Origin of the sequence: Mesorhizobium sp. B283B1A, assembly GCF_020165735.1 — a bacterium.
In the GTDB taxonomy this organism is placed as follows: Bacteria; Pseudomonadota; Alphaproteobacteria; order Rhizobiales; family Rhizobiaceae; genus Mesorhizobium; species Mesorhizobium opportunistum.
In genome coordinates this window covers 1-17897 of record NZ_JAIUIQ010000063.1, presented here as the reverse complement: position 1 = coordinate 17897, position 17897 = coordinate 1, and the positions used below count along the sequence as shown (strand labels likewise).

The window sequence follows — 17897 nt, the reverse complement described above, 5'->3', positions numbered from 1 at the left end:
GTGGTCGCACGTCCGAGCCCCGCTCTTCGGCGTGCGTATGCATTCATGTCGGCGCCTTGGCGGCGGAAGGAATGTCCAGCCAGCCCGCATCGATCTCGGGCAGCGGAATGGCTGCGATGAGGTCACGCGTGTAGGCCTGCTGCGGCTTGTCGAACAGCGCGTCGGTGGCGCTCGCCTCGACGATCACGCCTTCGCGCATGACGATCACTTGCTGGCAGAGCCGCCGGATGACGGACAGATCGTGGCTGATGAAGGCGACCGTCAGGCCCATTTCCGCCGCGAGCTTTTCCAGCAGAGTGAGGATCTGCGCTTGCGTCGAGACGTCGAGCCCGGAGACGATCTCGTCGGCCAGCACGAATTTCGGCGACAGCGCCAGTGCGCGCGCAATGCCGACGCGCTGGCGCTGGCCACCAGACAGTTCGTGGCGGTAGCGGCAGGCAAAACTCTGCGGCAGGCCGACACGTTGCAAGGCCTCGGCGACGCGGCTCTTGAGGTTGTCGCCAAGGCCGTTCTGCTTGAGCGGAGCGGCGATGATGCTGGCAATGGTGCGACGCGGGTTGAGCGAGGACATCGGATCCTGGAAGATCATCTGCAGGTCGCGGCGCAACGGCCGCAGCTCATTCTCCGCCAGATGCGTGATATCGCGGCCGTCGAAGCGGATGCTGCCTGCGCTGGGTTCCGAGAGCCGTACCAAGGCGCGGCCGAGCGTCGACTTGCCGGAACCGGATTCGCCGACGATGCCGGTCACCGAACCGCGAGGCAGGTCGAAGTCCAGCCCTTTCAGGATCTGGGCCAGGGGCGCGCGGCCGATCAGCGGCTTGCGCGTCATGTCGGGCAGCGCCACCTTCAGCCCGCGCACCGAAAACAGCGGCTCAGCCATGCGGTCGCCTCCAGGCCTGGTCGGCGGCGGAGATCTCGGCGGCGAGCCCGGCCAGCACCGTCTCGTCCACCGGTTTCAGCGAGGCGAGCGGGTCCGTGTAGCGCGGCGTGGCAGCCATCAGCGCCCGTGTGTAGGGATGCTGCGGCGCGGCGAACAGAGCAGCCGTGTCGGCCTCTTCCACCACCTTGCCGGCATAAAGCACCGACACTTTCTGGCTGATCTTGGCGACGACGCCGAGGTCATGAGTAACGAACAGGATCGCCGTGCCGTGTTCGCGCTGCAATTGCGCGATCAGCCGCAGGATCTGCTTCTGCACGGTGACGTCGAGCGCAGTGGTCGGTTCATCGGCGACGATCAGCCTTGGCTCGGCGGCAAAGGCTGCGGCGATCAGCACGCGCTGGCGCATCCCGCCGGACAATTCATGTGGATAGCTTTTCAGCACCCGGTCGGGGTCGCGGATCTGCACCTCGTCCAGCAACTGGCGAATTCGGGTGTTGGCCTTCACTGCATTCCAGCCGAGAATGCGTACTAGCCGGTCGGTCATCTGAGGACCGATGCGGCGTGACGGGTTGAGCGCGGTCAGAGGATCCTGCGGGATCAGCGCCGTCCGCGCGCCGATCAGCGTGCGCCGTGCCTTGGGCGCTAGCTTGCCAAGATCCTCCCCTTCGAGCCGCATGTCGCCTTCGACGATGTGCACGCTTGACGGCAGGACACCAAGCACCGCCTTGCCGATCATCGTCTTGCCGGCGCCGCTCTCGCCGACCAGCGCGCGCACCTCGCCGGGCTGTACGGAGAGCGAAACCGAGCGCAGCACGCGCTGGCCGTTCGGCAGCAGGGCGCTCAGATTGGCGATATCGAGACAGGCGCTCATCGCAGCACCGGGTCGAAACGCGTCTTCAGCGCTTCGCCAAACTGGCTGAACGACAGCACGGTGAGGATCAGCGTGACCAGCGGAAACACCAGAACCCACCATGCCTGATGAATCGAAAGTCGGCCCTCGGCGATGATGCCGCCCCAGGTCGGATCATCGGTCGAGATCGACAGATTGACGAAGGACAGGATGGCCTCGACGATGACGGCGATGCCCATTTCCAGCGACAGCAGGGCCACGATCGAAGGCACCACATTGGGCAGCACTTCGCGCAGCATGATGCCGATGCGGCCATAGCCGGCGATGCGGGCATTCTCGACATAGTCCATGCGCGACTGGCCCATCGTCTCGGCCCGGATCACCCGGCAAAAACGCGTCCAGTCGATGACGGCAATGGCGATGATGACCGAGCTCAGGCCGGTGCCGAGCACGGCCACCAAAAGGATGGCGAACAGCACCGGCGGGAACGCCATCCAGACATCGACGATGCGCGAGATGATGCGGTCGGCCCAGCCGCCGAAATAGCCGGCGATGAGCCCCAACATCGAGCCGACCAGGCAGGCGGCGATGGCCGCGGCAAAGGCGACGATGAAGGCGATGCGTCCGCCGAAGATCAGGCGGGACAAGAGATCGCGGCCGAGGCTGTCGGTGCCCAGCCAATAGCCGGGCTCGGCGCCATCGAGCCAGAACGGCGGCAGCCGTTCCAGCATCAAATCCTGCCCCAGCGGATCCTGCGGCGCGACCAGCGGTGCGAAGATCGCCGCCAGCAGCGCCAGCAGCAGCCAGCCGCCGGCGAGCCACAGGCGTGGCGAGACAGCGCGTCTCGGGGCGCGCGCCTCATCCATGGCGCAGCCTCGGATTGAGCAGCGCATACATCATGTCGACGGAAAGGTTGATCAGCACGAACAGCAGCGCGAAGACCAGCACGATGCCCTGGATCAGCGGGAGGTCGCGGTTGATGACGGCATCGATTGCCATGTTGCCCAGGCCCTCATAGGAAAACAGCCGTTCGACGATGACCGTGCCGCCGATCAGGAAGGTGAACTGCACACCGACCAGGGTCAGCGCCGGCAAAGCCGCGTTCTTCAGCGCCTCGCGCAGGATGACCTGCGTTTCCGAAAATCCCTTCACCCGCGCCAGCACGACATAGTCGAGGTCGAGCACTTCCTTCAGCGACTGCTTCAGCAGCTGCGAGATGATCGCCGCCAGCGGCAACGCCAGCGCCACCGCCGGCATCAGCATGTGCTTCAGCAGGTCCCAGGTCAGGTCGAAGCGCAGGCGTAAAATGCTCTCGAACAGATAGAACTGGGTGACGAAGGGCAGGTCGAGTTGCGGCGACACGCGGCCGGAAATGTCGAAGATCGGCACCAGCACGCCGAACAAAAGGATCAGCACCAGGCCCCACAGGAAGTCGGGAATGGACAGTGCCGCCCCGCTGGCGATGTCGATGCCGGCTTCGACCGCGGTGCCGCGCTCGCGGGCGCCGAGGACCGCCGTCGTGCCGCCGAGCGCCACCGCCATGATCAGCGCTACGATGGCGAGTTCCAGCGTCGCCGGCAGCCGGTTGAAGACAAGGCCGAGCACGTCTTGCCTGAGCGAAATCGAGGTGCCGAAATCGCCCCGGACCACGCCGGACAGCCAGATGAAGAATTGCTGCACGATCGTCTTGTCGAGCCCATAGAGCGCCCGCAGCCGGGCAATGTCGGCATCGGTCGCGCCGGGCGGCAGCATCATCGCGATCGGATCGCCGGGCGCGACGCGGATCACGACGAACACGACGACGGCCACGCCGAACAGCGTGATCAGCATCGTCAAAAGACGGATCAGGAAGCGTTGCAGAAGCATGCCGGCGTAAGTCCAGTGCGTTTAAGCGACCGATGGAACGAACAGCCCCCTCATCCAGCCGCTTCGCGGCCAGCTTCTCCCCGAGGGAGAAGAGGTCACGGATGGCTGAGCCCGTCCCTTCTCCCGGAAGGGAGAAGGTGGCCCGAAGGGCCGGATGAGGGGGCCTGCGTAGTTGGAGAGGCACGTCGCCTTCGCGACGGCATGCCTCCTAGCTTGTCTCAGGCCGGGGTCATCAAGGCCGGCAAAAGGGCGCCGGACACATGCTGGACCACGTTGACGCCCTTGGCATGCACGATCGGCTGCGCGTACTGCATCAGCGGCAGCACATAGGCCTGCTCGGCGATGTATTTGTCGACTGCCTTCCAGCCGGCGATGCGCTTGGCTTCGTCCTTCTCGCCCCATAGCGGGTTGATCATGTCGATCAGGTCCTGGCTGTCCCACACGGAGTGCGGGCTCGGGCCATACATGGCAAAGCCGGTCGACGTGGTCGGGTCGCCGATGGCGTTGCCCCAATTGTAGAAGGCGGCCGGCGCCAGCTTGTCGGCGGCGCGCAACTCGTAGTGCTTGGCGATTTCGTAGACCTCGATCGTCGCCTCGATGCCGACCTTGCGCCACATGCCGACGATCGCCTGGATCATCTCATAGTCCTTGGGCTTGAAGCCCTTGGTCGTCTGGATGGTGAACTTGACCGGCTTCTCCGGCGAATAGCCGGACGCCGCCAGCAATTCCTTGGCCTTTTCCGGATTGTGCTCGACCTTGATCGAGGCGTCGAAGGCCGTGTACTCCGGTGTTTCCAGCGTAGCGATCGGCTGGCCATAGCCTCGCAGTAGCCGCTTGACCAGAAGCTCCTTGTCCACCGCCATGACGGCGGCCTGGCGGACATTCTTGTCCAGCATCGCTTCAATGTCGTTGAAGAAGATCATGCCAATGTCGGAAACCGGCTTGCACGAGCCGGCAAGCCCGTCCTTGGCGATCAGCCGGTCATACTCCTCATAGGGGATTTCGAGCGTCACCTGCGAGGAGCCGGACTCGATCTCGGCGACGCGGCTCGCCGCATCGGCGACGAACTTGATCGTCACATTCTCGAAGGCCGGCTTGCCGCCCCAGTAGGTCGGGTTGGCCTTCAGCCGCAGGAAGGCATTGCGCTCGAACTTCTCGACCATGTAGGGGCCGGTGCCGATCGGCGCTTTCTCGAAGCCTTCGGCGCCGACCTTCTCGTAATAGGCCTTGGGCAGGATGTAGCCGGTCAGGAACGACATCCATTTGAAATAGACCGGGTCGAACTGCACGACATCGCCGGTGATCTTATTGCCGTCGATCTTGAAGTTGTTGACGTTCTTCCAGACGAACTGGATCGGGTTGCCGGTCTTTTCGTCGCCCGCCCGCTGCAGCGACCACACCACGTCCTCGGGCGTGAAGGGCGAGCCGTCATGCCATTTCACGCCTTCGCGCACCGTCATCATCACCTTGGTGCGGTCGTCGTTCCAGCCCCATTCGGTGAGCAGGCCCGGCGCGAAGGACAGGTCCGGCTTCTGCGGGATGAACTGGTCGAACACCGACTGGTAGAGGCCCTGGATCGTCGGGTTGACCGCCGAAGGGCCGGTCGTCGGATCCCAGGACGGCAGGTTGACGTTATAGGCGATGGTCAGTTCGCCGGCAGCCTTGGCGATCTGTGGCAGGCCAATTGCGGCCACGCCGAGTGCCGCGGCACTGTATCCGAGCAATTCGCGTCTGTTGATTGTCATGGTCGTTCCCCTTGTTGGTTATTGTCGTTGCGCGGCGGTGTCGGTTCATTGTCTCAGGCTTCGTGGGCAGCAGCGCCTTGCCTCCCGTCGCCTCCATAAAATCTTCGGGCCTACCTCCTGCCAAGCTGTTGCGCCAGCATGAAGCCCGAGGCCGCACCGGTGCCCGCGCCGGGCCATGTCGCGGCCCCGGTGAGATGCAAATTGGCGACCGGCGTGTTCCAGCCGGCATAGCCGCGCGCCGGGCGGAACAAAAAGTTCTGCGCCAGATGATGGCTGCCGCAGACCTGGTCACCGCCGACGAGGTTCGGGTTCTCGCGTTCGAGGTCGATGGGTGAAAACACCGCCTGGCCGAGGATTTTGCTCCGCAGGCCGGGCGCATAGGTCTCGATGATGTCGAGCACGCGCTCGGCGTAGACATCCTTGACCTGGTCCCAATGCGCGGGCGCGATCTTGCCGGCGGCATCGCCCAGGATTTCGGCGGGCAGCATGCGCACCTGCACCCACAGCACGTGCTTGCCCTGAGGCGCGCGCGACGGATCGATCGCGGTCGGCTGGCCGACGACCAGCACCGGTTCGTCCGGCAGCATGCCTGCCATCGCCTGCTGGTAGGTGCGCGACATGGCGTCGAGCGACGGCGACAGGTGCACATAGGCGAACTGCCGAAGTTCTGATCCCGCGCGCCAGTCCGGCAAGTCGTCGAGCGCCAGGTGGATCATCATCGTGCCCGGCGCATGGCGGAATTTCTGCATCGCCGTGTCGAAGCCGGCATCGCCCGAACCGTTCGGCAGCAGCTTGCCGGTCAGCGCCTTGGGCGCGACGCCGGCGATGACCGCCCTGGTGGCTGTATGCGTTTCACCCGAAGCGAGCCGCACGCCGGTCGCCTTGCCGGCGGAAACCGTGATTTCCGCCACCTCGGCGCCGGTCACGATCCTGCCGCCGGCGGAAGTGACCATGCCCGAGATCGCCCGGATGATGGTGTCGGCGCCGCCCTTGCCCAGCACCATGCCGAAGCTCTGGTTGGCCATCGATTCCAGATAGGGGAAGACGGCGCCGCCGGCGATGTCCGGCGCGAAGTCGAGATGCATGCCCCAGGTGGCGAGCGTCGCCCGCACATGCGGCGACTCGAAGTTTTCCTCAAGCCAGGCGCGGGGTGAGGACAACAACATCCGGCCAGTGTCGAGCGCTCCTGAAAAACCCTTCTTGCGCCAGAGGTTCCACGCGGTGCCGGCCAGTGCGCGGGCGCTCATCGGCGATCCGAGCAGCCGGAACAGATGCTCGGCCTCCGCCGGGAAGGCGGCTACCAGTCGGCGCCATGTCGCGGCATCGGCGGCCGAGAAGTTGGCGATGCGGCTCGCTGTCTTCTCCAGGTCGTTGCTGACGCCGAACCAGCGTCCGTCGGAAAAGGCACTGGCGAAACAGTCGGTGACCGGCGCGAACTCCAGCCCCTGAGCTTTCAATTCATTTGCATATTTCCGGTGGAAGGCGGAGCCGGCAAACAGGCTGAGATTCATCGCGCCGAAGTCGTGGCGAAAGCCGGGAAGCGTATATTCGCGCGTCTGGACGGCGCCGCCGATTGCTGCGCTGCACTCGAAAATCCCGGTTTTCCAGCCTTTGAGCGCCAGATGCGCGGCGCACGCCAGACTGTTGTGGCCCGCCCCGACAAAGATGGCGTCGAACTCGCTCACGCCCCGTTCCCATTTCCTTTATGCTTAAAGATAATTGCAGATGCATATGTTTTCGTCTAGTAGGATATTAAGGGCCGAGACGAGCCTTGATCATCATCTAAAAGAGGGAACCGAGACCATGGACACTCAAAAACTCCTCGGCGAGGTCGCCGGCCAGTTGCTTTCAGGCGCCATCAGGGTGGTCGACCTGTCGGCGCCGCTTGGGCCGGACACGCCCTTGATCAAGCTGCCGCCGGAGCTTGCCGTCGACACGCCGAAGGTCGAGATCCACAACATCTCCCGTTATGACAAGAACGGTCCCTGGTGGGCATGGAACTGGCTGAAGCTCGGCGAGCATTCGGGCACGCATTTCGATGCGCCGCAACACTGGATCAGCGGCAAGGACTATCCGGACGGCGCCACCGACACCATTCCGGCACAGAACTTCGTCGGCCCGGTCAATGTCATCGACTGCTCGAAGGAAGCCGCAGCCGACCACGATTTCCTGCTCACCGTCGACCACATCAAGGCATGGGAAGCCGAGCATGGCGCGATCAATGCCGGCGAATGGGTGGTGATGCGCACCGACTGGTACAAGCGCAACGGCTCGGAAGCCGAGTTCCTCAACGCCAACGAGACCGGTCCGCACACGCCCGGCCCGACGGCAGAAGCCATTCAGTTCCTGATCGGCAAGAACATCAAGGGCTGGGGCTCGGAGACGATCGGCACCGATGCCGGCAAGGCCGGCGGAATGGAGCCGCCATTCCCGGCGCATACGCTGATGCACAAGGCCAACCGCTACGGGCTGGCCAGCCTCTGCAACCTCGACCAGCTGCCGCCGAAAGGCGCCATCCTGATCGCCGCGCCGCTGAAGATCGAGCACGGCACCGGCAGCCCGATCCGCGCCCTGGCGCTGGTGTCGGGAAAATAGAGCGAGATGGGTCTTCGGGAGAAGATCATGGGTGAAGGCGATGCGTTGGTGACAGGTGAGGGGTGGCAGGCTTGCAACGCCGCCACTCTACGGCGCCCCCCTCTGTCCTGCCGGACATCTCCCCCTCAAGGGGGGAGATTGGCCTTCACCACGATCGTTTTCGCGAATCTACGACGCTGCAAGAATGAGCAGAGCGCCGAAGCTGCCAATCTCCCCCCAAGAGGGGGAGATGTCCGGCAGGACAGAGGGGGGCGCCGTAGAGCGCTGACCTCGCAAGCCTACCTGCTGCCCACAGGAACCCCCCGATGAAAGCCCCCGATCACATCATCGTCGGCAGCGGCATCAACGCGCTGGTCTGCGCGGCGATGCTGGGCGGCAAGGGCGCAAAGGTGCTGGTTCTCGAGCGCAATGACCGCATCGGCGGCTGCATGCGCACCGAGGAGATCACCGCGCCCGGCTTTATCCATGATGTGATGGCGACGACCTTCGTGCTGTTCATCACCTCGCCGGCCTTCGCGGCACTGGGCGCTGACCTCGCCCGGCATGGACTGGAATTCTGCCACACGGGAACGCCGACCGGCGTGCTGCGGCCGGACGGCAGCCATGCCGTGCTCACCACCGACCGCGCCGCCAACGTCGCGGCGCTCAACGCGATCGCGCCTGGTGACGGCGACCGCCACGCCGACGATGTCGGCGGCATCGAGCGCAATGCCGGCCTTTTGTTCGGCTTGCTCGGCGGCAGCCTGTGGTCCTATCCGACGGCGAAGCTGCTGGCTGGCGATGCCTGGCGGCGCGGCCCGCGCGGCCTTGGCGCCTTTCTCGGCGAAGCTTTGGTGCCGGCGCGCGGCTGGCTGGAAAGCACCTACCAGTCCGAGGCCGTCCGCGCGCTGTGGGCGCCCTGGGTGCTGCATGCCGGGCTCGGGCCCGAGGACGCCTTCTCAGGCCAGATCGCCAAGGTGATCGCCTTCGCGCTGGAAGCGGCCGGCGCGCCGATCGTCAAGGGCGGGGCGAAGAACCTGCTGTCAGCCTTCGAGGCGCTGATCACCGAGCGCGGTGGCGTCATCTCCACCGAAGCCGACGTTGCCTCGATCATCCTGGCTGGCGGCCGCGCCACCGGCGTGCGGCTGGCCTCGGGCGAAACGGTCCATGCCAGCAAGAGCGTCATCTGCTCGGTGACGCCAACGCAGCTCTATGGCCGGCTGCTTGGCGCGGAGGCGCCCAAGGCCGATGTCGAGGCGACGCAAAAGTATCGCTACGGCAAGGGCAATTTCCAGATCCACTATGCCCTCGACAAGCCGCCGGCATGGCGCGGCGAAGGGCTCGACAAGGTGGCGCTGCTGCACCTGACGCCTGGACTGGACGGCGTGTCGAAAGCCTGCAACGAGGCGGCGCGCGGCATGCTGCCGGACGTGCCGACCATCTGCGTTGGCCAGCCGCACGCCCTCGACCCGTCGCGCTGCCCGGAGGGCAAGGCGATCCTGTGGCTGCAACTGCCCGAGGCGCCCCGACACATCAAGGGCGACGCGGCGGGCAAACTGCAGGCCCCGGCCGACGGGCAATGGACCGACGCGTTGCGCGAGGCCTATGCCGATCGCGCCGAAGCGATCCTCGCCAGCCACATCGACGGCCTTAAGGACAGCATCATCGCGCGCCGCGCCTATTCGCCGGCCGATCTCGAAGCGATGAACATCAATCTGGTCGGCGGCGATCCCTATGGCGGTTCGTCGGCCCTCGACCAGTCCTTCCTGTGGCGGCCGTTCAAGACCAGCCGCAACCATCAGACCGGCATCAAGAACCTCTACCATATCGGCGCCTCGACCCATCCGGGCGCGGGCCTCGGCGGCGGTTCCGGCTTCCTGCTGGCGGGGAGGCTGTGATGGACGAGAAGGTCGTCGAACACCGCCAGCGCATTTCGACCCTCGGGCAAATCGGCCTGCAGCAATTCGCGCCCTATCTCATGAACCGCATCATGGGCCGCTACAACGCCACCTTGCGCGACGATTTCCGCAAGCAGGGCCTGACCATTCCGCAGGTCCGCACGCTTGCCGTGCTGTCGGTCACCGACGGCATCACCGTCAACGATCTTTCGGTCTATACGGTGATCGAGCAGTCGACCTTGAGCCGCACGCTCGACACGCTGGAAGGCCAGGGCCTGGTGCGACGTGAGCAAGGCGTCACCGACAGCCGCATCCGCCATGTGTTCCTGACCGACGATGGCCGCGCCGAGTTCGCCCGCGCCTGGCCGGCCATGCATGACGCGTTCGAGGCGATGTTCGACGATGTCGACGATGCCGAATATGCGGCACTCATCGCCACGCTGCAGAAGATGCTGAAGAACATTCGCAAGCACGACATCTGATGCATGTCGCCCAAAACTGGATCGGGTTTGGGGAAACGACATGCATAAACAAGGACTTTAGGTGGACGCCGCCAATTCCGGCGGCAACGGAAGGAGGCAGAGATGGCCGAACGGTCTTTTGCCAAGGAAGTCGAAAAGCTCAGGCTCGGCGCCGGCGAGGAATTCGCGGGCGAGGGCATCCTCGCCATCACCAAGGCGCTGCTGCAATGCGGCGTCGGCTATGTCGGCGGCTATCAGGGAGCACCGATCAGCCATCTGATGGACGTGCTGGCCGACGCACAGGATATTCTGGGTGAGCTCGGCGTGCATTTCGAGGCCAGCGCCTCGGAAGCCACCGCCACCGCCATGCTCGCCGCCTCGGTGCACTATCCGATCCGTGGCGCCGCCACCTTCAAGTCGACCGTCGGTACCAATGTCGCCTCCGATGCGCTGGCCAATCTGGCGTCCGGCGGCGTCACCGGCGGCGCGCTGATCATCGTCGGCGAGGATTATGGCGAGGGCTCCTCGATCATGCAGGAGCGCAGCCATGCCTTCGCCATGAAGAGCCAGGTCTGGCTGCTCGACCCGCGTCCGAACCTGCCGTCGATCGTCAAGGCGGTTGAGGACGGTTTTGAGCTGTCCGAAATCTCCAACACGCCGGTCATGCTGCAGGTCCGCATCCGCTGCTGCCACGTCCACGGCCATTTCATCGCCAAGGACAACAAGCGGCCGCCGATGACGGTGGCCGACGCGCTGGAAGCGCCGCGCCGCGACACCGGCCGTATCGTGCTGCCGCCCGCATCCTTCCTGCACGAGAAGGAGAAGGTGCAAAAACGCTGGCCGGCGGCGGTGGATTTCATCACCAGGAACAAGATCAACGAGTTCTTCGGCTCGGACCACGGCTCGGTCGGCATCGTCATGCAGGGCGGCATGTACAATTCGGTCATCCGCGCGCTGCAGCGGCTCGGCCTTGCCGACACTTATGGCGACACCGATGTGCCGCTCTACGTGCTCAACGCCGTCTATCCGCTGATCGACGGCGAGTTCCTGTCGTTCTGTGAGGGCAAGCAGGCGGTGCTGGTCGTCGAGGAAGGCCAGCCCAATTACATCGAGCAGGCCTTTGCCGCCATGCTGCACAAGGCGGGACGTGGCACCAGGCTGGTCGGCAAGGAGCACCTGCCGATGGCGGGCGAGTACACTGGCCAGGTCATGCTCGACGGCATCGGCGCCTTCCTGCGCGCCGAGGCGCCGCATCTTCTGCCCGGCGAAGTGCGCGCGCCCAACAAGGTCGGCGACGGCGTCGACACCGCGGACCTCATCAACGTCGTGCCGGGCCGTCCGCCGGGCTTCTGCATCGGTTGTCCGGAGCGGCCGATCTTCGCCGCGACCAAGCTGGTCGAACAGGAGTTGGGCAAGCACCACATCGCTTCCGACATCGGCTGCCATTTGTTCTCGATCATGCCGCCTTTCGAATTGGGCGCCACCACCATGGGCTATGGGCTGGGGCCGGCCTCGGCGTCGGCGTTCAATTCGCCGGATGCTAAGCGCCGCTCCATCTCCTTCGTCGGCGATGGCGGCTTCTGGCACAACGGCCTGACCTCCTCGATCGGCAACGCGGTGTTCAACAAGAATGACGGCGTCATCGTGATCGTCGACAATTTCTACTCGGCCGCCACAGGCGGCCAGGACATCCTGTCGTCCCGCGCTGGCAACAAAACCAAGTCGACGAAACATCCGATCACCGAGGCGGTGAAAGGCATGGGCGTCAAATGGCTACGCCATGTCGACCGCACCTATGATGTCGGCAAGATGCAGGACACGCTGCGCGAGGCGCTGACGACGGAGGAAAAGGGCCCGAAGGTCATCGTCGCCTCGTCCGAATGCATGCTGAACCGCCAGCGGCGTGAAAAGCCGCTGGTCGACAAGGCGATCAAGGGCGGCGAGCGGGTGATCAAACCGAAGTTCGGCGTCGACGAGGACATCTGCACCGGCGACCATGCCTGCATGCGGCTCTCCGGCTGCCCGTCGCTGTCGGTGAAGTCGCTCGATGACCCGCTGCGCGACGATCCGGTGGCATCGATCGACCAGAACTGTGTCGGCTGCGGCAATTGCGGCGAGGTCGCCGATGCGGCGGTGCTGTGCCCGTCCTTCTACCGCGCCGATGTCGTGCACAATCCGAGCCGCTGGGACCGCTTCCTCGAAGCCAGCCGCCGCGTCACCATCGGCCTGTTGCAGCGCCGCCGCGAAAGCCGGCGGCTGACCTTCGCCGATGCTTGACGCCGTGCCGCCATTCCGCGCCCGTCCGGACGCCCAGGATGACGAGCGCGTCATCAAGCTCGCCGTGCTGGCGGTCGGCGGCCAGGGCGGCGGCGTGCTGGCCGACTGGATCACCGACGTTGCCGAGCGCAATGGCTACGTCGCGCAATCGACTTCGGTCGCCGGCGTGGCACAGCGCACCGGCGCCACCATCTATTATGTCGAAATGGCGCGCGACACCGGCCGGCTTCCGGTCTTCGCGCTGTCGCCGTCGCAAGGCGATGTCGATGTCCTGATCGCCGCCGAATTGATGGAGGCCGGCCGCGCCATCATCCGTGGCTTCGTCACGCCAGAGCGCACGACGCTGATCGCCTCCTCGCACCGCATCGCCGCCGTGTCGGAAAAGATCGAGCCGGGCGACGGCCGGGCCTCGTCGTCCAAGGTGCACGCCACGGCGGAGGCGGCATCCAAGCGCTTCATCGCCTTCGACATGGAGAAGATCGCCGCCGACAACGGCTCGATGATCTCGGCCAGCCTGCTTGGTGCTTTGGCGGGGTCCGATGCCCTGCCGTTCACGAAGGAAAGTTACGAGCAGGCGATCGGCGCCGGTGGCCGGGGCGTGAAAGCCAGCCTTGCCGCTTTTGGCGCCGCGTTTGACCGCGCGCGTGGCGGGGCGGCGCCTGCGCCAAAGCCGTCGGAGCCGGCGATTGTCGAATCCGCCCTGGGTGCAGGGCGCGTCAGTGGTCCGCAAAGCCTGCTGCAGGGCTGGCAGGCCTTGGCCGCCCGCATCGACCTGATGCCAGTCGCCATGCGCGACATGGCGCTCCGGGGTCTGAGAAAGGTGGTCGACTACCAGGACATCGCCTACGGGCGCGAGTATCTCGACCGGCTGGACATGGCCATCGCGCTGGACGGCGCCGGACATGGCCACGCTTTGTCGATCGCGGCGGCAAAGCATCTCGCCAACGCAATGTGCTACGACGACATGATCCGCGTCGCCGATCTGAAGACGCGCTCGACGCGCGACAAACGTGTGCGCCGCGAGGTCGGCGTCAAGGACGGCTCGATCCTGCAGGTGACCGAATATTTCCATCCGCGCATCGAGGAGTTCTGCGGCGCGCTGCCGGCGGGGCTCGGCAGCTATATCGAGAACCGGCCGAAGCTTGCCGCCTTTCTCGACCGCCGCATCAACCACGGCCGCCGGATCCGCACCGACAGCTTTGCCGGCTTTGCGGCACTCTGGTTCATCGGCGGCCTGCGCCGCTGGCGCCGGAGCCTGCTGCGCCATCAGGTGGAACTTGCCCATCTGGAAGGCTGGTATGCGCTAGCGCTCAGTCATGTACCGGCCGACTATGCGCTGGCCGTCGAGATCCTCAATTGCCGCCGGCTGATCAAGGGTTACAGCGACACCCACGTCCGCGCCCAGTCGAAATTCGACCGCGTTCTGTCGGCGCTCGATCTGCTCAAGGGCCGCGCTGATGCCGCCGACTGGATCCGCCGCTTGCGCGAGATGGCGCTGAAGGACGAGAAGGGCGACATGCTCGACGGCGCGTTGAAGACGGTCGCCACGCTGGGGCCAGATTCGGCACCTGGGACGCCCTAATATTGACAGACCCACCGGCCGCCGCTTCCGTTTTCAGCGGCGGTGAACGCTGTTCATTTTTCTGCTTGAACAATGTTCAAGAAGTGGTAGAGTGCGATTATGAACGATGTTCATTTGATGGGCATCGATCGCAGTAAGGAAGTTTAGCCAGCTCACGACTATCACTGAGATCGAAACAGCGCCTGCAACCCGCAGGGCCCACCGACACTCGCTGTCGCAGGGTTCCGCCAAATGGAAATCGCCATGAACACGCATCTGATGTTGTCCCGGCGCTTTGCGCCTCTGTTCTGGACGCAGTTCCTGTCCGCCTTCAACGACAATTTCCTCAAGAACACATTGGTGTTCCTGATCCTTTTCACGCTGGCCGCCGACCAGGCGGCTTCCCTGGTCACGCTCGCCGGGGCAGTCTTCATGGCCCCCTTCCTGTTGTTGTCGGCACTTGGCGGCGAGATCGCCGACCGCTTCGACAAGGCACTGATCGCGCGCCGGCTGAAATTCGCCGAGATAGCAGCGGCGGCAGTCTCCGTCGCCGGCATCGCGCTGTCGTCGATCCCGGTGCTGATGACGGCGCTGCTGATGTTCGGCATCATCTCGGCACTGTTCGGGCCGATCAAATACGGCATCCTGCCCGACCATCTCGAGCGCAAGGAACTGCCCAAGGCCAACGCCTGGATCGAGTCGGCTACGTTTGCCGCCATCCTCGGCGGCACCATTGCCGGAGGCGTCGTCTCGGCCGATGGCATCGGCGTCACCGTGTTCGGACCGATCATGATGGCCTTGGCCGTCGGCTGCTGGTTCGTCAGCCGCTACATTCCGGCCACGGGTTCGGCTGCGCCCGACCTTGTTATCGACAAGAACATCTTTCGCTCGACCTGGCGTCAGGTCGCCGGATTGCGTACCGACAAGCGGATCTGGCGCGCCGGACTGATGACGTCGTGGTTTTGGCTGATCGGCGCCATCGTGCTTTCGATCCTGCCGACCTTGATCAAGGATTCGCTCGGCGGCAACGAGATGGCGGTCACCGCCTATCTCGCTGTCTTCGCCGTCTCGATCGCCATTGGCTCGGCCATTGCCGCATGGATGTCGCAGGGGCGCATCGTGCTTCTGCCCGCGCCGGTGGGCACGGCGCTGCTGGCGTTGTTCGGCCTGCATTTGGCCTGGACCATCTGGAGCATGCAGCCTTCGCCCAAGGCGGAAACCCTTAGCGCATTCTTCGCCGGTCCGAACACGATCCGCGTCGCGATCGACCTTGCCGGCATGGCCATCGCCAGCGCCTTCCTGGTGGTGCCGACCTTCGCCGCCGTGCAGGCCTGGTCGCCCGAAGCGCGCCGTGCCCGCGTCGTCGCAGCCGTGAGCATCGTCAATGCCGGCTTCATGACGGTGGGCGGTATCGTTGTCGCCTTGATCCAGACGAAAGTCTCCACCGGCGGCATCCTCTTCGGCCTCGCCGCGGCCAACGCCGTCGCCGCCTGGCTGATGCTGAAATATCTGCCGACCAACGCCTTCCGCGACTTCGTCTCCATCCTGTTCCGCGCCTTCCTGCGCCTGGAGATAGAGGGCATGGAAAACCTCAAGGCGGCCGGCAAGGCACCGATCCTGGCACTCAACCATGTCAGCTTCCTCGACGGTCCGCTGGCGCTGACGCTGACTGACGAGGAGCCGGTCTTCGCCATCGACTACACCATTGCCCAGGCCTGGTGGATGAAGCCGTTCATGAAGCTCGCCCGCGCCTTGCCGCTCAACCCGGCCAAGCCGATGTCGACCCGCACGCTGATCAAGATCGTCCAGGGCGGCGATCCGCTGGTCATCTTCCCCGAAGGCCGCATCACCGTCACCGGCGGGCTGATGAAGGTCTATGACGGCGCCGCCATGGTGGCGGACAAGACCGGCTCGATGGTCGTGCCGATCCGCATCGATGGGCTGGAGAAAAGCCCGTTCTCCAGGCTGACGTCGCAACATGTGCGCCGCCGCCTGTTCCCGAAGGTCAAGGTGACCATACTGGAGCCGGTCAAGCTGGAAGTGGCGCCGGAGCTGAGGGGCCGTCAGCGGCGTGCCGCGGCGGGTGCGGCCCTCTATCAGGTCATGTCGGATCTCGTCTTCCGCACCCAGGACATCGACAAGACGGTGCTGGAAAAGGTCATCCTGACCGCGAATGAGCGCGGCATGAAACGGCTCGCCGTGCAGGACCCGGTCACCGGCTCGTTGAGCTATGGCAAGCTGCTGACGGCGGCCGCCGTGCTTGGCGAGAAATTCGAGATCCTTTACGCCGGCCAGCAGACGCTCGGCATCATGCTGCCCAACGCCAACGGCTCGTGCGCCACGCTGCTTGGCGTCATGTCGGCCGGCAAGGTGCCGGCGATGATCAACTTCACCGCCGGTGCCGCCAACATCCTCTCCGCCTGCAAAGCTGCCGATGTGCGCACCGTGCTGACCTCGCGAGCCTTTGTCGAACAGGCCAAGCTCGGCGCCGTGGTCGAGGAGATGGGCCGGTCGGTCGACATCGTCTGGCTCGATGACCTGCGCACAACCATCGGCCTCAAGGACAAGCTGCTTGGCCTTTTACGCAAGAGCACGCCGCGGGTCGCCCGCAAGGCCACCGACCCGGCGGTGATCCTGTTCACCTCGGGTTCCGAAGGCACGCCGAAGGGCGTCGTGCTCACCCACCGCAACATCCTGGCCAATGCCGCGCAGGCGGCCTCGCGGATCGACTTCCACTCGGGCGACAAGGTGTTCAACGTCCTGCCGATCTTCCATTCCTTCGGCTTGACGGCCGGCACGGTGCTGCCGCTGATTTCCGGTGTACCGGTCTTCTTCTACCCGTCGCCGCTGCACTACCGCATCGTGCCGGAACTGATTTATGCATCCAATGCGACGATCATCTTCGGCACCGATACGTTCCTCAGCGGCTATGCGCGCTCGGCGCACCCCTACGACTTCCGCTCGATACGCTATTGCTTTGCCGGCGCGGAACCGGTCAAGCCGTCGACCCGCATGACCTATATGGAAAAGTTCGGCGTGCGTATCCTGGAAGGTTATGGCGTCACCGAAACCGCGCCGGTGATCTCCATCAACACGCCAATGTACAACCGGTCCGGCAGCGTCGGCAAAATCATGCCCGGCATGGAGTATCGTCTCGATCCGGTGCCAGGTGTCGACGATGGCGGACGGCTGCATGTGCGCGGGCCCAACGTGATGGCGGGCTATCTTCGCGCCGAGAAGCCGGGCGTGCTCGAACCGCTGCCGGATGGCTGGCATGACACTGGCGACGTCGTCTCGGTGGACGAGGGCGGATTCATCACCATTCGCGGCCGCGCCAAGCGCTTCGCCAAGATCGGCGGCGAGATGATCTCGCTGGCCGCCGTCGAGGCGCTGGCGGGTGAATTATGGAAAGGTTCGCTATCGGCCGTCGCGGCGGTTGCGGATGCACGCAAGGGCGAAAAGCTGATCCTGATCACCGAGGCTCCGGGCGCCACACGCGCGGCTTTCCTGGCCTTCGCCAAGGCGAACGGCGCCATGGATCTGATGGTGCCGACCGAAGTGCGCGTCGTCCCGAAAGTGCCGGTGCTCGGTTCCGGCAAGCTCGACTTCGCCGGCGTCACCAGGCTTGTGCGGGACCAGCCGGTCGCCAAGGTCGAGGTCGCCTGATCAGGGCAGCGCTGCAGCACTCGCGAGGTGCGTGGCTCCGCAAAGATATCCGGTATCTTCGGCTGGAGGGGGGGGGGGGGGGGCGCCCCCGCCAGCTTCTTTCTCTCCGTTTACGGGGA

The 17897-nt window shown here is 65.0% G+C and carries 12 protein-coding genes; 6 read left to right on the top strand and 6 right to left on the bottom strand.

From position 1 onward, the window contains the following. Positions 1-43: 43 nt before the first annotated feature. From LB577_RS30955 to LB577_RS30930, 6 genes are all read right to left on the bottom strand, one after another. The gene (locus LB577_RS30955; RefSeq protein WP_224690210.1) at positions 44-880 is read right to left on the bottom strand and encodes an ATP-binding cassette domain-containing protein; all 837 of its coding nucleotides are present in this window, start codon (positions 878-880) and stop codon (positions 44-46) included. Continuing rightward, on the bottom strand, positions 873-1751 hold the full coding sequence (locus LB577_RS30950; RefSeq protein WP_224690209.1) for an ABC transporter ATP-binding protein: 879 nt from the start codon (positions 1749-1751) through the stop codon (positions 873-875). Before LB577_RS30950 ends, LB577_RS30955 begins: the two co-directional genes overlap by 8 nt. Continuing rightward, positions 1748-2596, bottom strand: a complete 849-nt coding sequence (locus tag LB577_RS30945) for an ABC transporter permease (protein WP_224690208.1) — start codon at positions 2594-2596, stop codon at positions 1748-1750. The genes LB577_RS30950 and LB577_RS30945 overlap by 4 nt, the downstream gene beginning before the upstream one ends. Then, the gene (locus LB577_RS30940) at positions 2589-3596 is read right to left on the bottom strand and encodes an ABC transporter permease (RefSeq protein WP_224690207.1); all 1008 of its coding nucleotides are present in this window, start codon (positions 3594-3596) and stop codon (positions 2589-2591) included. Before LB577_RS30940 ends, LB577_RS30945 begins: the two co-directional genes overlap by 8 nt. Before the next feature lie 218 nt (positions 3597-3814). Further along, positions 3815-5341: an ABC transporter substrate-binding protein gene (locus LB577_RS30935; RefSeq protein ID WP_023766393.1), complete on the bottom strand. Its 1527-nt coding sequence runs from the start codon at positions 5339-5341 to the stop codon at positions 3815-3817. A gap of 110 nt (positions 5342-5451) precedes the next feature. Then, entirely contained in the window at positions 5452-7026 is a 1575-nt protein-coding gene (locus LB577_RS30930; RefSeq protein ID WP_224690206.1) for a phytoene desaturase family protein, read from the bottom strand. Positions 7027-7144: 118 nt separating this feature from the next. On the opposite strand from LB577_RS30930, the gene LB577_RS30925 reads away from it, so the two are divergent. From LB577_RS30925 to LB577_RS30900, 6 genes are all read left to right on the top strand, one after another. After that, entirely contained in the window at positions 7145-7936 is a 792-nt protein-coding gene (locus LB577_RS30925) for a cyclase family protein (RefSeq protein WP_224690205.1), read from the top strand. A 305-nt stretch (positions 7937-8241) separates the two neighbouring features. Continuing rightward, a complete protein-coding gene (locus tag LB577_RS30920) occupies positions 8242-9813 on the top strand; it encodes a phytoene desaturase family protein (protein ID WP_224690204.1) in 1572 nt (523 codons plus the stop codon). Further along, positions 9813-10295: a MarR family winged helix-turn-helix transcriptional regulator gene (locus LB577_RS30915; RefSeq protein WP_224690203.1), complete on the top strand. Its 483-nt coding sequence runs from the start codon at positions 9813-9815 to the stop codon at positions 10293-10295. Before LB577_RS30920 ends, LB577_RS30915 begins: the two co-directional genes overlap by 1 nt. 102 nt (positions 10296-10397) lie before the next feature. Next, positions 10398-12551: an indolepyruvate ferredoxin oxidoreductase subunit alpha gene (locus LB577_RS30910; protein WP_224690202.1), complete on the top strand. Its 2154-nt coding sequence runs from the start codon at positions 10398-10400 to the stop codon at positions 12549-12551. Next, positions 12544-14133, top strand: coding sequence for an indolepyruvate oxidoreductase subunit beta family protein (locus tag LB577_RS30905; protein WP_224690201.1), 1590 nt, complete (start codon positions 12544-12546; stop codon positions 14131-14133). The genes LB577_RS30910 and LB577_RS30905 overlap by 8 nt, the downstream gene beginning before the upstream one ends. 243 nt (positions 14134-14376) lie before the next feature. After that, the gene (locus LB577_RS30900; RefSeq protein ID WP_224690199.1) at positions 14377-17778 is read left to right on the top strand and encodes an acyl-[ACP]--phospholipid O-acyltransferase; all 3402 of its coding nucleotides are present in this window, start codon (positions 14377-14379) and stop codon (positions 17776-17778) included. Positions 17779-17897 lie beyond the last annotated feature (119 nt).